At 46.7% G+C, this 21,845-nt stretch carries 23 protein-coding genes and 1 riboswitch; of the genes, 8 read left to right on the forward strand and 15 right to left on the reverse strand.

Annotation, left to right across the window (positions count from 1 at the left end; translation table 11 throughout):
* Positions 1–5: 5 nt before the first annotated feature.
* A riboswitch (ZMP/ZTP riboswitch) is annotated at positions 6–93 on the forward strand.
* A 75-nt stretch (positions 94–168) separates the two neighbouring features.
* Positions 169–1,035 carry a bifunctional 5,10-methylenetetrahydrofolate dehydrogenase/5,10-methenyltetrahydrofolate cyclohydrolase gene (locus ACOJUR_RS14340; RefSeq protein WP_420950382.1) on the forward strand — a complete coding sequence of 289 codons (867 nt, stop codon included), beginning with the start codon at positions 169–171 and terminating at the stop codon, positions 1,033–1,035.
* A gap of 53 nt (positions 1,036–1,088) precedes the next feature.
* Here the strand turns inward: ACOJUR_RS14340 and pyk are convergent, their stop codons facing one another.
* The 7 genes from pyk to ACOJUR_RS14375 form a co-directional block, all read right to left on the reverse strand.
* Positions 1,089–2,843, reverse strand: coding sequence for a pyruvate kinase (gene pyk, locus ACOJUR_RS14345; protein WP_072874588.1), 1,755 nt, complete (start codon positions 2,841–2,843; stop codon positions 1,089–1,091).
* A gap of 306 nt (positions 2,844–3,149) precedes the next feature.
* Entirely contained in the window at positions 3,150–4,103 is a 954-nt protein-coding gene (locus ACOJUR_RS14350; RefSeq protein WP_203114675.1) for an acetyl-CoA carboxylase carboxyltransferase subunit alpha, read from the reverse strand.
* The gene (gene accD, locus ACOJUR_RS14355) at positions 4,087–4,995 is read right to left on the reverse strand and encodes an acetyl-CoA carboxylase, carboxyltransferase subunit beta (RefSeq protein WP_072874590.1); all 909 of its coding nucleotides are present in this window, start codon (positions 4,993–4,995) and stop codon (positions 4,087–4,089) included. Before accD ends, ACOJUR_RS14350 begins: the two co-directional genes overlap by 17 nt.
* 15 nt (positions 4,996–5,010) lie before the next feature.
* Complete coding sequence (locus tag ACOJUR_RS14360) at positions 5,011–5,205, reverse strand: glutamate decarboxylase (RefSeq protein ID WP_072874591.1); 195 nt, start codon at positions 5,203–5,205, stop codon at positions 5,011–5,013.
* 103 nt (positions 5,206–5,308) lie between these two features.
* Complete coding sequence (locus ACOJUR_RS14365) at positions 5,309–5,791, reverse strand: phosphatidylglycerophosphatase A family protein (protein WP_072874592.1); 483 nt, start codon at positions 5,789–5,791, stop codon at positions 5,309–5,311.
* A gap of 40 nt (positions 5,792–5,831) precedes the next feature.
* Entirely contained in the window at positions 5,832–8,831 is a 3,000-nt protein-coding gene (dnaE, locus tag ACOJUR_RS14370) for a DNA polymerase III subunit alpha (RefSeq protein WP_420950383.1), read from the reverse strand.
* The gene (locus tag ACOJUR_RS14375) at positions 8,828–10,132 is read right to left on the reverse strand and encodes a DRTGG domain-containing protein (RefSeq protein WP_072874594.1); all 1,305 of its coding nucleotides are present in this window, start codon (positions 10,130–10,132) and stop codon (positions 8,828–8,830) included. Before ACOJUR_RS14375 ends, dnaE begins: the two co-directional genes overlap by 4 nt.
* A gap of 141 nt (positions 10,133–10,273) precedes the next feature.
* Here ACOJUR_RS14375 and ACOJUR_RS14380 point away from each other — a divergent pair, with 141 nt between their 5' ends.
* Positions 10,274–11,167 carry a YitT family protein gene (locus ACOJUR_RS14380; protein WP_203114676.1) on the forward strand — a complete coding sequence of 298 codons (894 nt, stop codon included), beginning with the start codon at positions 10,274–10,276 and terminating at the stop codon, positions 11,165–11,167.
* Between the two features lie 4 nt (positions 11,168–11,171).
* Here the strand turns inward: ACOJUR_RS14380 and ACOJUR_RS14385 are convergent, their stop codons facing one another.
* Positions 11,172–12,818, reverse strand: coding sequence for a pyrroloquinoline quinone-dependent dehydrogenase (locus ACOJUR_RS14385; RefSeq protein WP_420950384.1), 1,647 nt, complete (start codon positions 12,816–12,818; stop codon positions 11,172–11,174).
* Between the two features lie 145 nt (positions 12,819–12,963).
* Complete coding sequence (gene cysK / locus ACOJUR_RS14390) at positions 12,964–13,887, reverse strand: cysteine synthase A (protein WP_203114679.1); 924 nt, start codon at positions 13,885–13,887, stop codon at positions 12,964–12,966.
* A gap of 242 nt (positions 13,888–14,129) precedes the next feature.
* Here cysK and ACOJUR_RS14395 point away from each other — a divergent pair, with 242 nt between their 5' ends.
* The 4 genes from ACOJUR_RS14395 to trxA all read left to right on the forward strand — a co-directional run bounded on the left by ACOJUR_RS14395 (position 14,130) and on the right by trxA (position 16,120).
* The gene (locus tag ACOJUR_RS14395; protein WP_072874598.1) at positions 14,130–14,534 is read left to right on the forward strand and encodes a Fur family transcriptional regulator; all 405 of its coding nucleotides are present in this window, start codon (positions 14,130–14,132) and stop codon (positions 14,532–14,534) included.
* Between the two features lie 83 nt (positions 14,535–14,617).
* The gene (locus ACOJUR_RS14400; protein WP_072874599.1) at positions 14,618–15,157 is read left to right on the forward strand and encodes a peroxiredoxin; all 540 of its coding nucleotides are present in this window, start codon (positions 14,618–14,620) and stop codon (positions 15,155–15,157) included.
* A gap of 116 nt (positions 15,158–15,273) precedes the next feature.
* Positions 15,274–15,723, forward strand: coding sequence for a TlpA disulfide reductase family protein (locus tag ACOJUR_RS14405; protein WP_083574286.1), 450 nt, complete (start codon positions 15,274–15,276; stop codon positions 15,721–15,723).
* Between the two features lie 73 nt (positions 15,724–15,796).
* Complete coding sequence (gene trxA, locus ACOJUR_RS14410; protein ID WP_420950385.1) at positions 15,797–16,120, forward strand: thioredoxin; 324 nt, start codon at positions 15,797–15,799, stop codon at positions 16,118–16,120.
* Positions 16,121–16,248: 128 nt separating this feature from the next.
* Here trxA and tpx read toward each other — a convergent pair whose 3' ends face one another.
* The 5 genes from tpx to ACOJUR_RS14435 form a co-directional block, all read right to left on the reverse strand.
* Positions 16,249–16,767: a thiol peroxidase gene (gene tpx / locus ACOJUR_RS14415; RefSeq protein WP_370541883.1), complete on the reverse strand. Its 519-nt coding sequence runs from the start codon at positions 16,765–16,767 to the stop codon at positions 16,249–16,251.
* Between the two features lie 76 nt (positions 16,768–16,843).
* Positions 16,844–18,055 (reverse strand): M20 metallopeptidase family protein, encoded by a 1,212-nt coding sequence (locus ACOJUR_RS14420; protein WP_420950386.1) that lies wholly within the window; start codon positions 18,053–18,055, stop codon positions 16,844–16,846.
* Positions 18,056–18,241: 186 nt separating this feature from the next.
* The gene (gene argR, locus ACOJUR_RS14425) at positions 18,242–18,700 is read right to left on the reverse strand and encodes an arginine repressor (RefSeq protein WP_255567371.1); all 459 of its coding nucleotides are present in this window, start codon (positions 18,698–18,700) and stop codon (positions 18,242–18,244) included.
* A gap of 139 nt (positions 18,701–18,839) precedes the next feature.
* The gene (lepB, locus tag ACOJUR_RS14430; RefSeq protein WP_072874603.1) at positions 18,840–19,358 is read right to left on the reverse strand and encodes a signal peptidase I; all 519 of its coding nucleotides are present in this window, start codon (positions 19,356–19,358) and stop codon (positions 18,840–18,842) included.
* Positions 19,359–19,684: 326 nt separating this feature from the next.
* Positions 19,685–19,990, reverse strand: coding sequence for a hypothetical protein (locus tag ACOJUR_RS14435; protein ID WP_203114683.1), 306 nt, complete (start codon positions 19,988–19,990; stop codon positions 19,685–19,687).
* A gap of 132 nt (positions 19,991–20,122) precedes the next feature.
* Between ACOJUR_RS14435 and ACOJUR_RS14440 the strand changes: the two genes are divergently transcribed.
* A complete protein-coding gene (locus ACOJUR_RS14440) occupies positions 20,123–20,380 on the forward strand; it encodes a DUF3243 domain-containing protein (RefSeq protein ID WP_072874605.1) in 258 nt (85 codons plus the stop codon).
* 122 nt (positions 20,381–20,502) lie between these two features.
* Here the strand turns inward: ACOJUR_RS14440 and ACOJUR_RS14445 are convergent, their stop codons facing one another.
* Complete coding sequence (locus tag ACOJUR_RS14445; RefSeq protein ID WP_072874606.1) at positions 20,503–21,192, reverse strand: metal-dependent hydrolase; 690 nt, start codon at positions 21,190–21,192, stop codon at positions 20,503–20,505.
* Positions 21,193–21,374: 182 nt separating this feature from the next.
* Here ACOJUR_RS14445 and ACOJUR_RS14450 point away from each other — a divergent pair, with 182 nt between their 5' ends.
* Positions 21,375–21,821 carry a helix-turn-helix domain-containing protein gene (locus ACOJUR_RS14450; protein ID WP_420950387.1) on the forward strand — a complete coding sequence of 149 codons (447 nt, stop codon included), beginning with the start codon at positions 21,375–21,377 and terminating at the stop codon, positions 21,819–21,821.
* Positions 21,822–21,845: the final 24 nt, after the last annotated feature.

The following is a 21,845-nucleotide window of genomic DNA, read 5'->3' on the forward strand; positions in this document are numbered from 1 at the left end:
AAACAGGCTGCGCGCAGAACTGGCGGATAACGTGGAAAACCACGGGGGACTGCGCACGATTGCTGCCTTTTGCCGACCGCCTGGGCAACGTCTCGAAAAACAAAGACGGCGCCCAGACGGTTTTTTTTCGTCATTGGGACAGCCTATGCATAGGAGGTTGATGATCTCATGGCCCACTTGCTCTATGGCAAACCAGTGGCAGATCAAATGAAACAACAAATTAGAGAGCAGGTGAATTCCCTCTCTCATCGACATATACAGGTAAAAATGGTGGCTGCTTTAGTCGAAGGAGACGCCGCATCTCTCTGTTACGCTCGTTCTAAAGTCCGCATGGCAGAGAAGCTCGGCATTGAATGCATGTTGCATATCTTTCCCGCACGCGTTACGGAACAACGCGTCATAGAACAGATTCATGCATGGAATCAAGATCATACCATTCATGGCATCATTCTTGAGTTACCGCTCCCTCATCATTTAGAATCATGGAGAATTTTACAGGAGATCGATCCGTTTAAGGATATTGACGGTTTGACAGAAAAAAACGCACTAGCCAATATGCTCGGTACACCAGGGATTTATCCAGCTACTCCTCTCGCTTGTTTGAAAATGCTCGATCATTACGGAGTTCCATTGCGTAAACGAAACGTTACGTTAGTTGGATGTGGGAGAACGGTCGGTATGCCTCTTTTACATCAACTCATTCGCCGAGGAGCTACTGTAACCGCTTGTCATGCAGAAACACGAGATATTGGCGAGCACTTGCAACGCGCTGAAATTGCCTTTATTGCAGTCGGGAAGGCAGGTCTAATTCAGCCCGAAATGTGTCATCCAGGACTTATTATCATTGATGCAGGTATCAATCAGGATAAAAACGGGCAAATCGCAGGCGATACCGCGCCGGAAGTGGCAGAAGTGGTTCATGCCCTCACTCCCACTCCCGGAGGAGTAGGCAGCGTAACTACAATGCAAATATTCGCGAATTTATTAGAAGCTGTTGAGTATCAATATTCGTTGATGGTACATCCTACTTCATGAGGATGGCCAAGCGCCATCCTCATGATTTTTATTTACCCATCCGCTGAACTATTTTACAGCACTTGCGCTCGACCACGATAAATCAAACCTCGAACCGGATCGACCGTAACCAATGCACCATCTTCCACACGCTCCGTGGCTTCCGAAGCTCCGACTACTACTGGCTTGCCGAGGGATATGGCCACAACTGCAGCGTGAGAAGTCAATCCACCTTCTTCAACAATCATTCCTCCAGCTCTCTCAATCGCAGGCATAATGTCAGCATCGGTGCAATTCGTGACAAGAATATCCCCTTCTTGAACACGTTCCAGAATATCTTGATTTTTCTTAGACACTACTGCACGTCCACTCACAGCATGTTGTCCAATTCCCTTACCACGAACTAAAATTTCTCCTATAGTGTGCACTTTTAGTAAATTGGTGGTTCCACGGATACCGACAGGAACACCTGCCAGAATAATCACCATATCTCCATGCTGCACATAACCTGCATCGAGAGCACCTTCTACTGCGGTTTCCAGTACATCGTCTGTCGTGGAAGCCATAGGTACCACAACTGGACAGACACCCCAGGAAAGCATTAAACGACGTGCCACCCTCGCATCCGGAGTTGCAGCTACAATGGTCTTAAGCGGACGATGTTTGGCAATATGTCGCGCTGTATGTCCGGAAGTCGTTGCGGTGACAATAGCAGCCACATCCAATTCGGAAGCCATTTCTTTAGCCGCATGAGAAATCGCATCCGGCACCTTCCGTTCAACTTCCGTATGATGATGATAGACCACTTCACGCTTTAAAATGGCCTCTTCAGCACGCTCAGCAATCTGCGCCATGGTTTGCACCGATTCCAGGGGATAGCGGCCTGCAGCCGTTTCGCCCGAGAGCATGATAGCATCTGTGCCATCCAAAATAGCGTTGGCCACATCGCTGGCTTCCGCACGAGTTGGACGAGGATTACGCTGCATCGAATCGAGCATTTGCGTTGCAGTGATAACAGGTTTTCCCCACTGGTTACAAAGCGAGATAATGCGTTTTTGAGCCAGCGGCACATCTTCTGTCGCAATTTCTACACCAAGATCGCCACGGGCCACCATGACACCATCTGTAACTTCGACAATTTCATCCAACCGTTCGAGACCTTCCACCGTTTCAATCTTAGCAATAATATCTGCTTCGTAATGGCGTTCTTCGAGAATTCTGCGCACTTCCAAAATATCTCCGGCTTTACGTACAAAGGAAGCAGCAAACATATCGACACCTTGGTCAATACCAAAGCGAATATCTGCCTTGTCCTTCTCAGTAACACCAGGAATACGCAGTGTCACACCAGGTACATTAATTCCTTTATTGTCTTTCAGTATACCGCCATTGGTTACTATGCAGACAATGTCCTGACCTTTGACTTCAACCACTTTCAACCCAATCAAGCCATCATCAATACGAATAGGAGCCCCTGGATAGACGTCTTCCACAAGTCCTTCATAGGAAATCCATACGCGTTCTGCCGTTCCCTCTGCAAGAGGCTGGATGGTCAAGGTGACCAACTTTCCGTCAAGCAGTTCAACTTGTCCACCCGCAATTTTCCCTGTCCGAATCTTCGGACCTTTGACATCCAACAAAATGGCTACATGCTTACCTACATCCGCAGCCGCTTCACGAATACGACGGATACGCTCAGCATGCTCCTCATAGGAACCATGGGAGAAATTGAGACGGGCAACGTCCATGCCTGCGCGCATCAATTGACGCAGGATTTCGGGTGATTCACTGGCAGGCCCAATGGTACAAACGATTTTGGTTTTTCGCATGATTCACCGTTCCTTCCGAGGATATCGTTCCTCATCTTTGGCGATTTCAATCAGTTTCCATACACAAAGCAAAAGAAATCAAGAGACACAAAAGCAATGCGCTGGACTTATTTTGTCATACATGGACATTTTTTGTCCCTAAATAGAGAAACAGTCTTATCCACTCAACGACGGCTGCTCTCTATGTACGCTCTTGGAGCACGCATTCTCCATGTAGTCTTTCTCATTTCCTATGACATTCACGCTGGGCAAACGGAATGCCCACCAGTCCGGTGGACATCGCCGCTTCCGTTCAATCCAGTTCTGTTATTCCGAGAAAGATCCCATATCCCTGTACTTATGGTACCTCTCATCCAACAGTTGTTCAATAGGAATTTGCAAAAGTTCTTTCAATCCTGCTACTATTTTTTCTCCTACTTTAGAGATCATCCAATTTGGATCTTTCTGGGCACCGCCTCGTGGTTCTGGTATTAATTCATCAGCAATTCGCAAATCGACTAAATCTTGCGCTGTAATGCGCATGACCTCAGCCGCTTTTTCGGCGTAAGTACTGTCGCGCCAGAGAATAGCAGCTGCTGATTCAGGAGCGATGACAGAGTACCAAGAATACTCTAAGGCATAAATTCGATCGGTCACGCCAATGCCGAGTGCTCCTCCGCTCGCACCTTCACCAGTGACCACACTGATGGTAGGTGTTTTGAGGCCGGCCATTGCCCGCAAATTGGTTGCAATAGCCTCACTTTGCCCCCGTTCTTCAGCAGAACTACCAGGATAAGCACCCATAGTATCGATAAAAAATACCACTGGCCGACCAAATTTTTCTGCCTGACGCATAAGTCGCAACGCCTTGCGGTATCCTTCAGGATGCGCCATACCAAAATTTCGATAGAGATTCTCCTTGGTATCTCGACCACGTTGATGACCAATCCATGTGATAGGTTGTCCTTGCAACATGCCAATACCGCCAACTACAGCCGGATCGTCCCGAAAGTTGCGGTCACCATGCAACTCTACAAACGTCTCACAGATCCCACGCACATATTCCAAAGTGGTTGGGCGCCCCGATTGGCGAGCAATCTGCACTCGTTGCCAAGGAGTAAGATTACTGTATAGCGAATCCTCCAGTGATTGCAGACGCTGTTCAAGCGTGCGAATTTCATCAGACAAATCCACTTGATGGCTCTCCGCAAAAGAACGAAGTTCTTTAATTTTGCTTTCCAAATCGCGAATGGGTTGCTCGAAATCAAGTCCCGTTGCCATGCTTCCACCCCTTCGCGCTATGGATTGTCAAAATATTGGCTAAAGTATGGACCAGTTCCTTACGATGTACAACTTCGTCAATCATGCCATGTTTGAGCATGAATTCCGCCGTTTGAAAATCGTCTGGCAACTTCTGTCGGATGGTCTGTTCAATCACGCGCCGCCCCGCAAAACCAAAGAGAGCTCGCGGCTCTGCCAGGATAATATCACCTAACGAGGCAAACGACGCACTTACGCCACCTGTAGTAGGATGCGTGATAACAGTGACAAAAAGAAGCTGTTCTTCATGCAAACGCTCCAACGCAACACTGGTTTTGGCCATTTGCATCAGCGACAAAATGCCCTCTTGCATGCGAGCACCGCCAGAAGCCGTAAAGAGTACCACTGGCAGACGTTCCGCTAAAGCGCGTTCCATCATTCGTGTCAGCTTTTCTCCGACCGCAGAACCCATGCTACCCATAATAAAACGCGAGTCCATCACGCCCATAGCGAGTGGAATCCCAGCAATGGTCCCGCGTCCTGTGACCACGCCTTCGCGCATGCCGGTCATCTCTTGTGCTTTGGCTAATTTTTTGTCGTAATCGGGAAAATGTAGTGGGTTGACTGAAGTCAACGAAGCATCCCACTCTTCAAAGCTGCCCTCGTCCAGCGTCAAACGGATACGGCGGTCAGCCCCAAGCGTGAAATGATAATCACAATGAGGGCAGGTGAAATCATGCTTCTGCAGCTCCTTGCCAAGCAACAAAGCGCCACAGCCGTCGCATTTCTCCACCAATCCTTTAGGAATATCTTTTTCAGGAACAGACTGACTTTTCTGATCTCGTTCTGACGATTTAACAGCGCTAGGCAGCGTTGCATAATGCCGCTTCTTTACAAATAAATCTTTAAGCACTCCGTCACCTCTGCATCACAAAGAAGAGTGAAGGATATCATGAAGAACTTCCTTTACCTCTTCCAATTCCGTTTCAGGTATCAAAATTTCGTATTGTTGCTTGGCCATGTGGGCTGCACGAATTTTGGCGAGAAAACCTTCCTGAGTCAATTTTTCTTTCACCCATTCAGCCTGCTTGGCAGACTGGGCGATGTAAATTACAGTCCACATTCACAATCGCCCCATTTCTATCGCCCACGTTCCTCTTTTTGAAATTATGTTTAGTATACCATGCCTGTCTGCGGACGCCACACCTTGATTGTTATCAGTCATTTTATTCATCTTTATAAGAAGAAGCGTGATGCTGATGAGCAATTCGAGCTGCCGCAGCCGCTGCTACACTAGCCACGAGATCGTCCAAAAATACGTGAATTTCCGACGCGTGATTATTCAGGTACCCCAAAATCCCAATTTTTGTTTTATCGAGATATCCAAAATTGGTCAAACCTATACTCCCGTAAACATTGGTCACACTGAGCGCAAGAATTTCATCGACGCCGTAAAGAGGCTCATCTTTTTCCATGATGCTTTGCAGCGGCTCTGGCAGCAATTTCTGCTCCGCCAGTTCATCAAGTGCTATTCCTGTATAGAGAGCGTGCTGCACTTCCCGCTTATCCAAGACACGATGAACACTCTCCAAACAATAGTCAAGCGTCAGGTCAGAATAGTACGGACGCTGTAACTCCAACACAATATGGGCAATATCGGTCAATTCCACATGGCGGCGCGACAGCCACTCCACGATTTGCTGTTTCATGTTACACGTCTCCTTTACTCATGCTTTCTCCTAAACCTACTCAATGACGAGCCGTTTCAGACCGCTGCTGCAATTTCACATTGCCAAGACCCACAATAGTCTCTAATTCAGCGATTAAATCGGGATCGACCTTTACTGTATAACGAGCTGGCAACAAGCGTGCTTTGCGGGTAGACGTTTCAAATAAAGCCACCGGGGTCGATCCCGGTTTCTCAAGCAGAGCTGAACGCACTGCAGCCAAAAGTGTGCGGGAATCGTCGCCAGCTCGATAACGAATGAAGAGAGTTGCTGGCCCCGAAGCTGTCGCGTGTGCAGAAAACGTGTGGTCGGAATTGAACAGCCGAGCCTGTTCACCTCCTGCTTCAGCTTCCAAATAGGCATGGTCGAGGATTTGGGAAAGTGCTTGCTCACTGAGTTTGGCTGAAGGCAGAAAGGCTTCCATAGCCCCGGCTGTAGCCAGGCTTTCAACGGCTTTGCGATTGCAGGCGCGAGAAGAAACACGACGCAAAAAATCAACCAGGGAAGTAAAAGGGGCTTCCTCGCGCGCACGCAATATCTCCATGACTGCCGCACGACCAACGCCACGTATGGAGAGAAGGCCAGTACGAATGCTCCTGTCCGACTCGGCTGAAAAAGCCGCTCCGCTTGCAGAGACGCTGGGCGGTAACAGTTGAATGCCCAATTTTTTGGCATCCCTCGTATACTCAGTGATTTTATCTGGAGTACCGGCAGCCAGCGTCATTAAAGCTGCAAAAAAATCAGCTGGATAATGAGCGCGCAAATAGGCTGTACGGTAGGCGAGCAATGCATAAGCCGCTGCATGCGAACGGTTAAAGCCGTAATCCGCAAAGCGAACAATCAAATCGTAGACGGTATTGGCTGTCTCCGCACTGTAACCACGACGTTGACATCCCGTGACAAATCGTTCACGCTCAGCGTCGAGCACTTCTCGTTTCTTTTTGGATACTGCGCGCCTCAGAATATCTGCCTGACCGAGCGTGAAGCCAGCCATCCGGGAAGCAATTTGCATAATTTGCTCCTGATAGACAATGACACCGTAAGTATCTTTAAGAATCGGTTCCAAGTCAGGATGCGGGTAGCGAATCGATTGACGGCCATGTTTGGCAGCAACAAATTCAGCAATATTCTCCATAGGACCAGGGCGATATAGTGAAATAACGGCAATTAAATCTTCCAAGCAGGTAGGCTTGACATCCCGCAACACTTTTCGGACACCATACGACTCAAGCTGAAAACAACCGCTCGTCTCGCCGCGCGTCAGCATACGATAAGTCGCTTCGTCTCCATCCGCGATTTGCTGCCATTCAGGCAACGGTTGTCCTATGCGCTGAGCCACACTTTGACGGGTCATATCCATCAGTGACAAAGTTTTGAGACCCAAAAAATCCATTTTCAAGAAACCAAGTGCCTCGACATCTTCCATAGGATACATGGTGACTGGCATTCCACTAGCGCCAGGCACAACAGGTATCCAGTCCTGCAGTGAAACAGGCGAAATGATAACCCCCGCTGCGTGTATGGAGACATGACGCGGCAACCCTTCCAGTCGACGGGCATAGGCGAGAATTTTTTTCGCCTCCAGATTTTCTTCCTCCATTTGCCGCAGTTGAGTTACATTTTCAAGAGCTTCATTCAACGTTACACCTGGATGAGAAGGAATCAGCCTCGCCAATGTATCCACCAATTTTTTATCCGATCCCAATACACGCCCCACATCGCGAATCGCTGCTCGCGCGGCAAATGTGCCGAAGGTTCCAATTTGGGCTACCCGCGTATCGCCATAACGCTCCAGTACGTACTGAATGACTTCTCCACGCCGCTCAAATTCAAAATCGATATCAATATCCGGCCAACTCACCCGTTCGGGATTGAGAAAACGTTCAAACAGCAAACCATATTGCAACGGATCGACATCTGTAATCGATAGTGCGTAAGCGACCAAACTACCTGCAGCAGAACCTCGGCCAGGACCTGTGGAGATGCCTTGCCGATGCGCATAGCGAATAAAATCGGCCACCACCAGAAAATAGTCGGCAAAGCCAAGTCGATCAATAACATCCAACTCGTAACGGAGACGTTCTTCCACTTCAGCTGTCCATAGGGGATAGCGTTTTTTTGCACCCACATACGCCACACGTCGTAGCGTTTCTTGCGCAGATTCACCTGGGGGTAACGGATAGCGAGGCAAAAAAAGTTGCGGTTTGGGCCATTCGAAAGCGGCTGCATCCGCTATTACCCGTGTATTCGCAATTGCCTCGGGGAGATTCTGAAATTTCTCGGCCATTTCTTCCGATGATGCCAGATGAAAATGGTTTACGGGTAACAGTAATCCATCTGCATCCACTTGCGCCAAAACTTTCTGGACTGCAGCATCTTCTCGACGTGCGTAATATACTTCATTACTGGCCACAAGTGGTAACCCCAACTGGCGAGCGGCAGCAATTAACCCCGGCAAAGCCCGTCGCTCTTCAGGAAGACCGTGATCGTGCAACTGAACATACAATTCCCCAGGCGGAAACATCTCACTGGCGCGTTGCAGCAACTGCTCGCCTTTATGACGATCCGCTTCAGAAAACGCCCGCGCTATACTACTGCCGCGTCCACCCACCAGAGCAATCAGGGAGTGACTATGCTGAGCAATTTCTGACCACTGAACATACGGACGACGCGAACGGCTATGGGCCAGTGTAACCAGTTTCACGAGCGACGAATATCCTGCGAAACCTTTGGCTAACAATACCAGGCTATCCAGCGGTGAGTTGCCCTGACGTCCAGCAGATTCAGACGCCTCTTCCGAGAGAACGTCAAAATCCACGCCAATCAGTGGCGTAATTCCTGCCGACTTAGCCAAACGACAGAAAGATACTGCCCCATAGAGAGTGTTTTTATCTGTTAAAGCAAGGGCAGTCATATGTAGAGATTGGGCGGTCTCGATGGCGTCCTTTAGACTGAGACAACTTTGCTTCAACGAGTATGCAGAGTGAACATGTAAATGCACAAAATCCAACTGACCGTTCACCTCTCCATCATCTGTGTGGTTACCAGTGCCTTGGCATACTGCCCATCTTCTCCAGATACATCCACCTCCACTTTGGCAAACCGACGCCCAAAGTCGAGCACCTGCGCAGTGAGACTGATTTCAGCTTCAATCGATACAGGTTTGAGAAAATAAAACGATAGATTTTCAATTGCCATATCAACGTTGCGCTGCCGCCGCAAACATTCACGCACCGCATACTCAATCAAGGTGGTCAGCATTCCTGTGGAAAGCGTTCCGAGCGCACTGGTCAATTGAGCGGTAACTACACCCCGTACTCGGACACCTTGCTCACAAGTTTCTGAAGAAAATCCACGAACTGCTAGATCTTCTAGCGTTTCTCCAACTTGCGGCTGTCGATTCATAAACTGAAGTGATTTAATGACATCCTGACGACTTAAAACACCCATCAGTTTGCGATGAGAGACTACAGGCAGCATCTCAATGCCTTCCCAGACCATCCGATGCGCCGCTGAGGCAACCGTGGTTTGCGGTGAAACTGTGGTAGGTTTACTTGACATGAACAGTTCAACGGGATCTTCTGGACGAGCCTCCGCCACATCCCGTGCGGTGACCACGCCAACCAGACGTTGATTGCTATCGACAACTGGCAGGCGCGCATGACCCGTCTCTTCGACGACTCGAAAGTAATCTCGAACTGTCGCATCACGAGACAATACGGCCAATCCCTCTGTCTGTGCTACATCCCCTACAAAGAGAATGTCCTTTTTAATGAGTCGATCGTAAATCGCTCGATTAATCATGGCGGCTGTTGTAAACGTGTCATAAGAACAAGAAATAATAGGCAATTCTCGTTCATTAGCCAATTTACGCACTTCCGGTGAGGCATCGAAACCACCCGTTATAAGAACAGCTGCACCTGCTTCAAGAGACAGTTTTTGCACATTTTCACGGTTTCCCACAATCATCAGACTGCCTGGATCGAGATATCTTGTGATATTTTCTAAACGCATGGCGCCAATGACAAATTTATGCAGCGTCTTGTTCAGACCTTCTTGACCGCCGAGCACAGTTCCCTCAACAATACGCGCTACTTCCTCAAAAGTTAGGCGTTCAATTTCACGAACCTGTTTGCGTTCAATACGCACCGTACCTATTCGATCAATTGCACTGACCAATCCATGTGCTTCAGCTTCCTTGATGGCTCGATAGGCTGTACCTTCGCTTACCTGCATATCACGCGCCACACCACGCACTGAAATACGCGCGCCAATGGGGAGCTGTTCAATATATTCGAGAATTTGCTCGTGTTTGGTTGACAAAACGACTCCTCCCGAAATCTTGCCGCCCTATTTTGTCTGTAAAGTGGATTCCTTGCTATAGTACATCTAAAAGAAAAAAACGGAATCTTTCTTTAGCAAGGTTTTAACATTCTATGTTTCACGAAAGGGTGGAACACGTTCATGTCCACATCATTTTCTCCTTCTCAACTATCTATTAAATCATGGCGATCCAAGCCAGTCATTGATTTTATGTGGCGAGTCTTTGTAGTGTTGCTCGGAGACTTGGCAGGTTCCATTTCCGTTAACAATTTTTTGGTGCCCGCACACATACTTTCCGGTGGTGTCACAGGTATTGCCCAGATCCTTCACCACTATTTTGTGATTCTCCCGATTGGCACGCTCTATTTCCTTTTTAATATACCTCTCTTTTTGCTCGGATACCGCTATCTTGGAAAACGTTTCATTTTACTGACAGCGATTGGTGTGGTGGGTTTCTCTGCGGCTACCGACTTGGTGCATCTGAACTTTCAAACGCCACATCACGATCCACTTCTGATGTCTCTCTATGGTGGTGTGCTTGGCGGAATCTCCTCAGGGTTAGCTATTCGCGTAGGCGGCTCGATGGGAGGAACAGACATTCTTTCTGTCGTGCTCTACCGATTAACAGGACGCAACGTCTCTTCAACGGGACTTATTATGAACGTCATTGTTCTTCTTTTATCTGCGATGGTTTTTGGTACAGAGGCCGGCATGTATACCCTGGTTTCCATGTTTGCCGCCTCTCGCGTCGTGGCCACTCTAATGCACTATCAACAAAGAAAAACGGCTCTCATCGTCACCTCTCAGGCAGAAAAAATGGCCAACGCCATCAGCGCTCGCCTAACACGGGGAAGCACGCTCATGAGTGCTTCCGGCACTTATAGTAAACAAAATCTTGGGGTGCTCATGTGTGTGCTTACTTGGCTGGAAGTAGCCGACCTTAAATTGCTAGCTCAGGATATCGATCCTCATGCGTTTGTTACCATTTTAGACACAACGGAAGTATTGGGACATTTTCGCCATCTCTTAGATTAATTGGTTAAGTAGCTCCAGTTGCATGCCGAGCCTTGATTTGAAATGTCAAAACTTTTGTCTTGCCCAGATATGGGAATAAACCTTGGAGAGAAGCGCTTTGACCTAAAACGTAAGTAACTCTTATTTGCCCGTCTAATTTATAAACAATGGGTGCGCTTGCTACAGGTATGTGGGCGTCATACTGCCAAAGCGTCTGGCCATTCTTCATATTGACGGCATAGAGCATTCCATTGGCTTCGCCAAAAAAAGCGACACCCCCCATAGTGGTGGTTACGCCACCAATTGCTGGAGTTGATAGTTTTCTCTGCCACTCTATACGCCCGTCGTTGACTCGAATGGAAGTCAATGTGCCAGTCCAATCTCCTGCTGGCGCAGGTGAAGCACTGGTACCATCATCCACACGATAGCTGGTATGATGGGTCGGCCCGGCTTTGACATACTCCGGTCCATTGATACCGCTGATCAGTACTGTTTGTTGTATAGGGTCATAGGCACTCGGACCGTAGTTAGCGCCGCCGTCTGATCCCGGCCACTCCAAAGTTGGCTGAGCGCCAGGCGGTCGGTGCTGTTCTTTCACAAACGCTACTGGCGAAAAAACAGGTTGACCATTCGCTGCATACCATTCATACCATTGCCCGTCTTTCCCTGCTTCACCTACAGCTAATTTTCCCTGAACCGGAAAAAGCATAGGCGGAGAAGCCACATCATAATCCCATAAATCATGCTTGACTTCTTGTCGATACCAGTTGACTTTTCCCGTAGTTGCATTCACCGAAACAACAGCGTCTGTCATAGGGTCAGGTCCTAGACGCGAAACACCGTAAAAATCTGGTGAAGGATTCCCGGTACCAAAAAAGAGTTGACCCCCTTGAGGATTATAGGCAGGGATATTCCATACAGCTCCACCTCCGTGCTGACCACTTGCAGGCAACCAGCCTTCACCACGCTTGGGCACGGTATAGCGCCGCCATAACAATTGCCCATTTGACGCTAGATAGCAGGCTTCAAACCCACGGACTCCCTCATCGCCGCCCGCACTGCCCACAAATACTTTGCCATCCACATAAAGAGGCGACATAGATTCAAAATATCCTTTTGACTCGTTAGCCACTGACACTTGATAGAGTAATTGTCCGGTCTGCTGAGAAAGAGCCACAAGTCGATCGTCCGCTGTCAGCAAAAAGACTTTTCCCTGCCCGACTGCAACACCTCGATTAATGGTGGGAATGCCTTGCAACAGATGTAATTGCGGCGAAAACTCCCACATGACATTTCCTGTGGAGGCATCTAAGGCTAAAACGCGATCGCGCATAGTGGTTACATAAAGAACGCCCCCCACTTCTATGGGGAAGCTTTCATTTTCCCCACCGTTGCCAAGATTTTGACTGTAAAGAAGTTGCATGTTGAAGGATTGAGAAACACGCAAGGGAGAAAGATGATTTTGCCAGAGATTATTACCAAAATTAGGCCAATCTGTAGAAAGCTGCAGAACATTCGCTTTGTGGGTTTGGGGAGTATTCTTAGATAGACCCTGATGAGAGTGTTGAGGATGCATGCCTGAAGAAGAAACAGCAGAACTGCATCCCACCACAGCTGTGATGGTGAGACTCAATCCTGCTGCCCATATAGAGTATCTGCTTTTTATATTCACGCTTCCGCCTCATTTCTCTCTTTATCGTCTTTGCTTGACAGGAGTCAGGATTCAACCTGTTCACTGTTGAAAGACGACACAGTGGCGAAAAATGTGACAAAAGCGTCTGGATATGTTCCATCCACGGCAAGAGTACACGCGCCGCTTAAGCCTGGAAGAGATCGGACGACAGATATCGCTCGCCAGTATCAGGAGCAATAAAGAGTACACGCGCATCTTTGGGCATCTCTTGGGCAATCTGGACAGCAAAAAAAGCTGAAGCAGCTCCAGAAGCCCCAAGCAAAATTCCTTCTTCAGCAGCTAAACGACGAGCCATCTGCTGTGCATCTGCATCCTCTATATGAAGTATTTCGTCATAAACGGAGCGGTTGAGCACGGAAGGTATGAAACCTGGTCCTGTGCCAGGAATTTTGTGTGGACCTGGTTGTCCTCCTGCGAGTACCGGACTTCCCGCTGGTTCAACTACGTAAATTTTCAGCCCTGGAATCTTCTTTTTGAGTTCTTCTCCGGTACCTGTAACTGTACCACCTGTACCTGCTGTCAATACCATGGCATCAAGACGTCCAGAAAAATCGTTGTATATCTCTACTGCCGTTGTATGTCGATGAGCATCAGGATTTGCTGGATTGTCAAACTGCATAGGGATAAATACGTGCGGTAAGGAAGCAGCAATCTTTTTCGCTTCATCAATAGCCCCTTGCATCCTCAAAGCTGCAGGAGTCAGATGCACCTCAGCACCGTACGCTTTTAGCAACTTGACCCGCTCGTCAGTAGCGTTATCTGGCATAGTGATGATACAACGATATCCTTTGGCTGCACAGACCATAGCAATGCCAATACCTGTGTTTCCGGAAGTAGGTTCAATAATGGTGGTTTTTCCGGGAATCAATTTTCCCTCTTGCTCTGCTTGTACAATCATGTTCAATGCCGGCCTATCCTTCACACTGCCCGCTGGATTATAACCTTCTAGTTTCACATACACAGCAGCGCCATCAGGATGAGGAATGCGATTTAATTTAACAACCGGAGTGTTTCCAATTAAATCTAACACCGAGTTATACAATGGCATCTCCATTCTCCTTTTTTGATTTGTCTTATAAAGTTCACAAACAGGTCATGATGTTAGGCGAGTATTTCTCCGACAATCCCAATCCATTATACCGGAATAACAGCCTTACTCAGCAATACCCGAGAAATTTGCCAAGAAAACAAATTTTGGCTTGATTTCACCCGTGAGTGAGCGTATCTTACAGCAAAGATAGTGTAAAGTATGCCCTTGCTGCAGATTCTACAGGAAAGGAGGGCGACGATATGGCGAAGACTGTTAATCTCACTGAACCTCGCCGTGTCATTTTAGAGGTTATCCGCAACGCAACAGATCACCCAACCGCTGCGGACATTATGGAGAAACTGGCCCAAGAGGGTAATCGCTTTGCTTACGCAACCGTCTACAACTCCTTAAAGTATTTGACCGATCACGGCCTTATACAGGAGTTGAATATTGGTAACGGCGTGACTCGGTATGACGGACGATTGGAGAACCATCATCACTTTATCTGTGAACAATGCGGATCTATCAGCGAGATCGCCACTCCATTACCTTCCGATTGGCTGTCTCAATTAGAATCACAGACGGGGTTTCAAATAGATAAAATGAACATCCATTTTACTGGCCTATGTAGCAGCTGTCGTCAGATGTATAAACGACCAAACTGACGGGTAGCTTAGACATTGAATATGTGTTATAATGTCCCAGTGCTTAGAATTAGTTTAATTCTATATCCTAGGAGTGATCACTCATGCCATTGGTCGGACAACCGGCTCCAGATTTTGAGATGCTCAGTACAAAAAATTTAAAAACCCTTGATGAGACTGTAAAATTATCCGACTATCGCGGCAAATGGCTGATTCTATTTTTCTACCCAGCAGACTTTACGTTTGTTTGCCCAACCGAAATTATAGCCATGAACGAGCGCCTACAGGAATTCAAAGATTTGGATGCTGAAGTTTTGGGTGTAAGTTGTGACAGCGTGCACAGCCACAAAGCTTGGATCAATACACCCAAAGATGAAAATGGTCTAGGTGGTTTGGACTATCCTCTGGCTGCCGACTTTACTAAAGAGGTTGCACGCAACTATGATGTCCTGGTAGAAGAGAGCGGTGAGGCTCTGCGCGGGTTGTTCATTGTTGATCCTGAAGGAATCCTGCGTTACCAAGTCGTTCATGATATGAACATTGGTCGCAATGTGGACGAAACGTTGCGCGTTCTTGAAGCTTTGCAAGCTGGCGGACTCTGCCCAGCCAACTGGAAGCCTGGCGAAGCGCTGCTCACTGTATAAGCAAAATTTGCAAGAAAAGGCTGACTTTTGTCAGCCTTTTCTGCTCTAAAAAAGTCACAAGCTTCACCACTCATGAGACTGTTCAAAATCATCAAGCGAGAAAGGCGGTGCAAACAATGCCGTTGCGTCTAGGTACAGAAATGCCGTCCATTGAAGGCGCCACCGAATGGCTCAACACACAAAGCAGACCACAACTGGCTGACAACCAGGTGACGTTGATTCATTTTTGGGCTGTATCTTGTCATATTTGTCATGAAACTATGGATGATTTGATGCGAATGGTGGAAAAATACACACCGCAGGGGTTGCAAGTTATTGCATTTCACTTGCCAAGAATTGCAGAAGATGCTAACGTTCAAAAGGTGAAAGAAGATATTTCACAATTTCATTTAACCCAGCCAGTCGGTCTCGATCACGCTCGCGCTGTAGCCGACCGATTTGAAAATGAGTATGTTCCTGCCTTTTTCATTTTTGGAAAGGATGGCAAACTAAAATTTCGCGCTGCTGGGGACAAAGGGTTTCAAAAAGTAGAGTCGAAAATTCAAGAAGCACTCGCTCAAGAGTGAGTATGTACACAACCCTTTCGTAAAAAGCGCTCTCTCATTCAAGTGAAAATCTAGTAGGAAAGTTGGTGTGTCAATGGCAGGTACCGTGCAGGTAACAGATAGCACTTTTCTAGAAGTTATTTCTTCTGACAAACCTGTATTAGTAGACTTTTGGGCAACTTGGTGTGGTCCATGCCGAATGATGGCTCCTGTATTGGAAGAAGTAGCTAAAGAGCATGCGGACAAACTGGTTGTAGCAAAATTGGATGTGGATGAAAATCCACAAACCGCCTCACAATTCGGTATCATGAGTATTCCCACGTTGGTGCTTTTCCAAAATGGCAAAGCGACTAAGCAGATTGTTGGCTTTCGCCCCAAGGCTGACTTAGTCCATCAGCTCTCCGACGTTCTCTCATAATCCAAAACATGGATTAGCTTTATAATCGCTTCATCCATACGCAACTTACGAATAGAAAAACAGCCATTACAGTATTAAAAGATGTCTGTAATGGCTGTTTTTCTATTTTTCATGCTCCCACCATCTCATTATTGAGCTGCTTTTGCCGCCTCAATAGCTGCTTCATAATTTGGATGCTGAGCAACTTCTGGAACATATTCTACATAAACAACGCGATCGCTCGAATCTATTACAAACACAGCTCGACACTCCAGCCGATGCTCTTTCATGTACGTTCCATATGCTTTCCCAAACGACATTTCCATGTGATCTGACAAGGTATGTACCTGTTCAATACCTGCAGCAGCACACCAGCGTTTCTGAGTGAACGGTAAATCTGCACTAATGGTTAAAATGACTACATGGTTACCCAGACTGGCAGCAGCTTCATTAAATTTACGAGTTTGAGCATCACAAATACCTGTTTCTAACGATGGAACCACACTGATGATGCGAATCTTGCCTGCAAACGAAGAGAGCGTCACTGGTTTTCGATCGTTATCCAGAACTTCGAATTCTGGAGCTTTTTGTCCAACTTGAATTTTAGGACCCACTAAAGTTACTGGATTCCCACCAAATGTAACCTCACCTTTGCGCTCTTCTGACACAGAAATCATCTCCCTTTCGACATTAGAAATCAAATGTCCATTGAAAATTTTAGCATATCTTTACTCAAAACAACTCTTAACTGCCAATGTTAACTGTCATTTCTTGCTGCGCATAATATTCAAGCGCTAAATAACCTGACTGTAAAAGAACACGACTAGTCATCAGCAGGCAATTCTCATCAACATCAAATTGTGGATGATGCCACCCTCGCGAGGAGCCATCGCCTTTGCCTGTACCCACCCAAAAAAAACAAGCAGGCATAACTTGGCTGTATATCGAGAAATCTTCTCCACCTAATGTTTGTTCTGCCTCAACTACATTTTCCTCACCAACAACTTGAATGGCAGCAAGGCGCACCCACTCAGCAACCTCCGAATGGTTGGTCGTTACAGGAAGTTGACGTTCAAATTCAATGTCTACACTGCCTCCAAACGCTTGGCAAATCGTTTCGGATACTTGCCAAATGCGTTCTTCTAAAAAGCGGCGGACATTTTCATCCAAAGATCTTACGGTACCCTCTAATACAGCAAAATCAGGAATGACATTGCGTGCTGTCCCTGCTTGAAATTTGCCAACTGTAACCACTCCAGAAGCAAGAGGAGAAACCCCGCGACTGACCAATGTTTGCAAAGCGGTGACCAAATGAGCACCAATAACTATGGGATCTACCGTTAAATTTGGAATAGCTGCGTGACCACCAACACCATGAATGGTCAATGTAAATTCATCCACGCTACCCATCAGTGGTCCCACACGTACGCCAATCTTTCCACTTTCCAAGAGCGGGTTATTATGTTCTCCAATCATGCACTTGACTTGATGCTCTTTGAGCACACCGCTATCCAAAACCAGCTTGGCCCCAAGTCCAAGTTCTTCAGCAGGTTGAAAGACAAAAAGCAAGCTGCCTGCAAACGATTCATCACTCTCAGCCCGCTCTTTAGCCAACAATGCCGATCCGATTACAGCAGCGGTATGAAAATCATGCCCACAAGCATGCATTTTCCCTTCTATTTCACTGGCATAGGGCAACCCTGTAGCTTCTAAAATAGGAAGCGCATCAATATCAGCGCGAATAGCCACACAAGGACCTGGCCGTTTTCCCTTGACATACGCAAATGTACCTGTTGACATACGACCCGAGATGATCTCAATGCCATGTTCTTTCAAAAAATTTTCAATAGTTTGTGTCGTAGCATACTCTTCTAAACCAGTTTCTGGATGGCGATGCAACGCACGCCTTACAGCGACTAACTCTCTTTGCAAATCGACGTCTGATAGTTCAGTCAACTCAATCACCCCTTATCCTATTTTTCGGTCCATATCGCATAATTTCTATAGAGACCATCTCACTATGGCGAAAATCAACTTCATTTTCATCTTTACAAATGTTGCTGATTTTTCGCTATAGTGAGATTTTAACCCTATAGAGACTAGAAGCGTAGAAGCGGAGAGATTTTCTTCTCATCAAACTATTCAACTGTTTTGTTTGACATCATTCAACAGCAAGGCCATGAGCTTAATGGCTGATTCATCATCTTGGCAAACCACAAGAATGGTGTCATCTCCGGCAATTGTACCCAGCAAACCATGTTGGGTCATCCCATCCATCATAGCACCAATCGCGTGAGCGTTGCCTGGCATCAGCTTGATAACCAAAAGATTATTCGCACGCGCGTGTGAAATGAGAACTTCCGCCAGTTTTCTACGCAACGTAGAAAGAGAAAATCCGGAAGCTGCCACAGGAATAGCATACTTATAACGCCCGTTGCTACCTACCACTTTAATGAGCTGCAATTCTTTAATATCTCGTGAAATGGTCGCTTGAGTGACCGGAAATCCAGACTCTTCCAGAGCCTTGACTAACTCTTCCTGCGTTTCGATTTCATATTGACTAACCAGTTCTCGAATCCGCATGTGACGCTTGTCCTTCACCCAAAAGAACCCCCTGCAGTCGAGTATACTCGACCCGCTTTCAACACAAATACCTGTGAACATCACAATGCAACTTACTTCGATTCATCTCAATGTTACATACCTATCAGGCGCGCCAAAGATTGACTGCCTAAGTTCATTATTGCGGAATTGGCTTCATCTTTGAAAGCGGCCAAATGACAGCATCCGCTTCACCAAGAATATAGCTTCGCGGAACATATTTATAAGGTGTCCAATATCGACTGTCATAAGAATTTTGACGATTATCTCCCATGACAAAGTAATGTCCCGCAGGAACATGGTAAGGGCCGAATGTACCCTCCGTCAACAGACCATGAAGATAGGGCTCGGCCAATTCATGGTTGTCAATGTATACATGCCCACCATGAATCGTCACCGTCTCACCAGGAAGACCAATGACACGTTTCACAAATATCTGGGACGGATCATCCGGATATTTGAAAACAATCACTTCTCCTTCATGTATAGGAGATGTTTCCGTGGCTAAATGGTTAACTAAAATGTAACACGGATTGGGGATGGTTGGATACATAGAACTTGTAGGCACAACTGCAAAGGAAACCACCCAATGCATAATCCCCCATGCCACCAAAACTCCTACAAGAATCGGCCATATCCAGTCCCAGACTTTTTTCATGCATTCACCTCATGAAGTTCTGTCGCTTTGTACATACTTCAGTATGCCGAAGTTAAGCGTGTTTTGCCACCCAATTTCACAATATCGTCTCAAACTCGTACATATTTTTATACAAATCTCCTCTTCCCTATCTTTTCCGAAAACTCTTTTATGATAGAATAAAAGTTGCTGAAACTTGTTCAGCAACCCATGAGGAGGTTCTCAGATGGAGATTTTAGGCGGTGCGCTCGATCCGATTGTAACCATGCTGGTCTGCATTGGACTTGGCGGAGTCTTCGTATCTTTCATGTTAAGAAACGAATCGCGAAATCCCAAAAAATAGTTTTTCATCCCCTTGAACGCACCCGTTTAGGTAATTCCTGTATATCTTTTCGCTGTTTGATACGGGAAGGTAATATTTGTCTAACTTCCAGCATCATACTCCTTTCTTTGTCCGCACCTACCAAAAAATATATATTGGCCGCAAGGACCAGTGTAATGGTTGCGATCCACAAGAAAGAAAATGTTCCCGGTAAACCATGTTGCAGACGTGGGATTCTGGGCAATCCATAGGCTGCTAAAGCAATAGCGGCACAACCGTAATACAGGGCTTTACGGCGGCCGTTAACAACATTCGCTGTTTTTCTCCACATGAAAATTTCGCACCTCTTTTCTTGTCCTCTATTCCAACATATGTTGTCCCTCTCTTTCCCATGCATAGCCTGCCTGCAGTTGCGGAATGCTGAAAAAGTACAATAGTTCAATTTGAAAGGATGATTCCAGGCATGAACAATAGTGTGTTGGAAAGCTTCGGCCGTTGGAAGGAATTTCTTGGTGAACATGTAGACAAGGCTCAGTCGATGGGCTTTAATGATGACCAAATTGCTAATGTAGCTGCCAAGATGGGTGAATTTCTGGCTGATAAAGTCGATCCGAAAAATCCGGAAGAACGTTTGCTGAAGGAACTGTGGGACGTAGGAGACAATGAAGAGCGCAGAACAATTGCAAAATTAATGGTTAAATTGGCCGATCGCGCTCACTGACCTGCTAACCGCTATAATGAACATAAACGCAACCTGTTCTCCAGTTTGGGACAGGTTGCGTTGTTCATGAAATGGAAAGAAGGCTGCTTATCCAGAAACAAAATTCTTTACATAAGTTGTGGTTATACTTCCAGAGACTGACCGTATTCGAGTACTTGTCCCCGCAACCCTTTGCGTTCAACTAACTGAACAAAAGCATGCGGATCTTGAGCAATCAAATCAAACGTATTGTAATGCATAGGAACGGTCACTTTGGCATGAATCCATTCTGCTGCGATAGCGGCATCCTCCGGACCCATGGTAAAGTTATCACCAATTGGAAGTAACGCTACATCCACAGAGTTCAATTCACCAATCAATTTCATATCGCCAAACAAAGCTGTATCTCCAGCGTGATAGACCGTTTTCCCGCCCATTGTCAAAAGGATTCCCGAAGGCATACCGCCATATATCGTCTGCCCGTTGCCGACATCTATGCTCGAACCGTGGAAAGCGAGCGTAAATTTAACACGGCCGAAAGCAAATTGATGTGCACCTCCAATATGCATAGGATGCACATTTAATCCACCTTTGCCAGCGAAATATACCGCCAGTTCATTCGGAGCAATAATGACTGCATTATTCTTGCGGGCAATCGGCTCTGCGTCCAGAATATGATCACCATGACCATGAGTGAGCAGAACTGCTTCTACTTTAACATCGTCAGGCTTAATAAGTGCTTTGGGGTTGCCACTGAGAAACGGATCGATAATTACACTGTGCCCATCCGCTTCAATAATAAATGTGGATTGACCATGATAGGTTATCTTCATCAAATTCCCTCCCTTAGAACTCATTCTTCTTCAGTATAGCAACAAAAAGGAAGCCCATCAAAAATAGATAGTTACTTCTCCAACTATAGGCATATACACGAAATCATGAACACCCTAGTTGTAGCGTCTTCTTACAAACCCTATACTCTAGATTGGATAGATACGCCTTGCGAGGTGATCGTGTGAAAGCAACAAACCGTATTGCCCAACTACGTAAAGAACGCGGCATGACTCAGGCGCAACTTGCTAAACTAGCAGGTGTAAGTACAAGTGCCATTGCTATGTATGAAACCAACCGCAGACAGCCAGATGAGCAAATTTTACAGCAGCTTTCTTCAGCACTGCAAGTAAGTCCTGAAGAACTCAACAACAGCAAAACCAACAACCAAACGGAAACCCGCCTACCCCATCAGGAGAAAACGCAAACTGTAAAAGCAGCGCCCATAGCGGCAGCTCAGGCTGGAACCACTACACTGACACTTTCTCGAGAAGAAGCGCGAATGATTTTATTTACTCGCATGAACCCACAGGCTATGGAGTTTCTTCAAGCATATATCAATGCTGACGCACAAAAACGCGCTCAAGTGGAAAAGGCTTGGAGACTCATTCACGAATTTCAACGCCAGTAATACCATCTTCCATTTGCATCAAGA

The sequence above is a fragment of the Alicyclobacillus tolerans genome (assembly GCF_048984885.1).
Classification (GTDB): Bacteria; Bacillota; Bacilli; order Alicyclobacillales; family Alicyclobacillaceae; genus Alicyclobacillus_I; species Alicyclobacillus_I tolerans.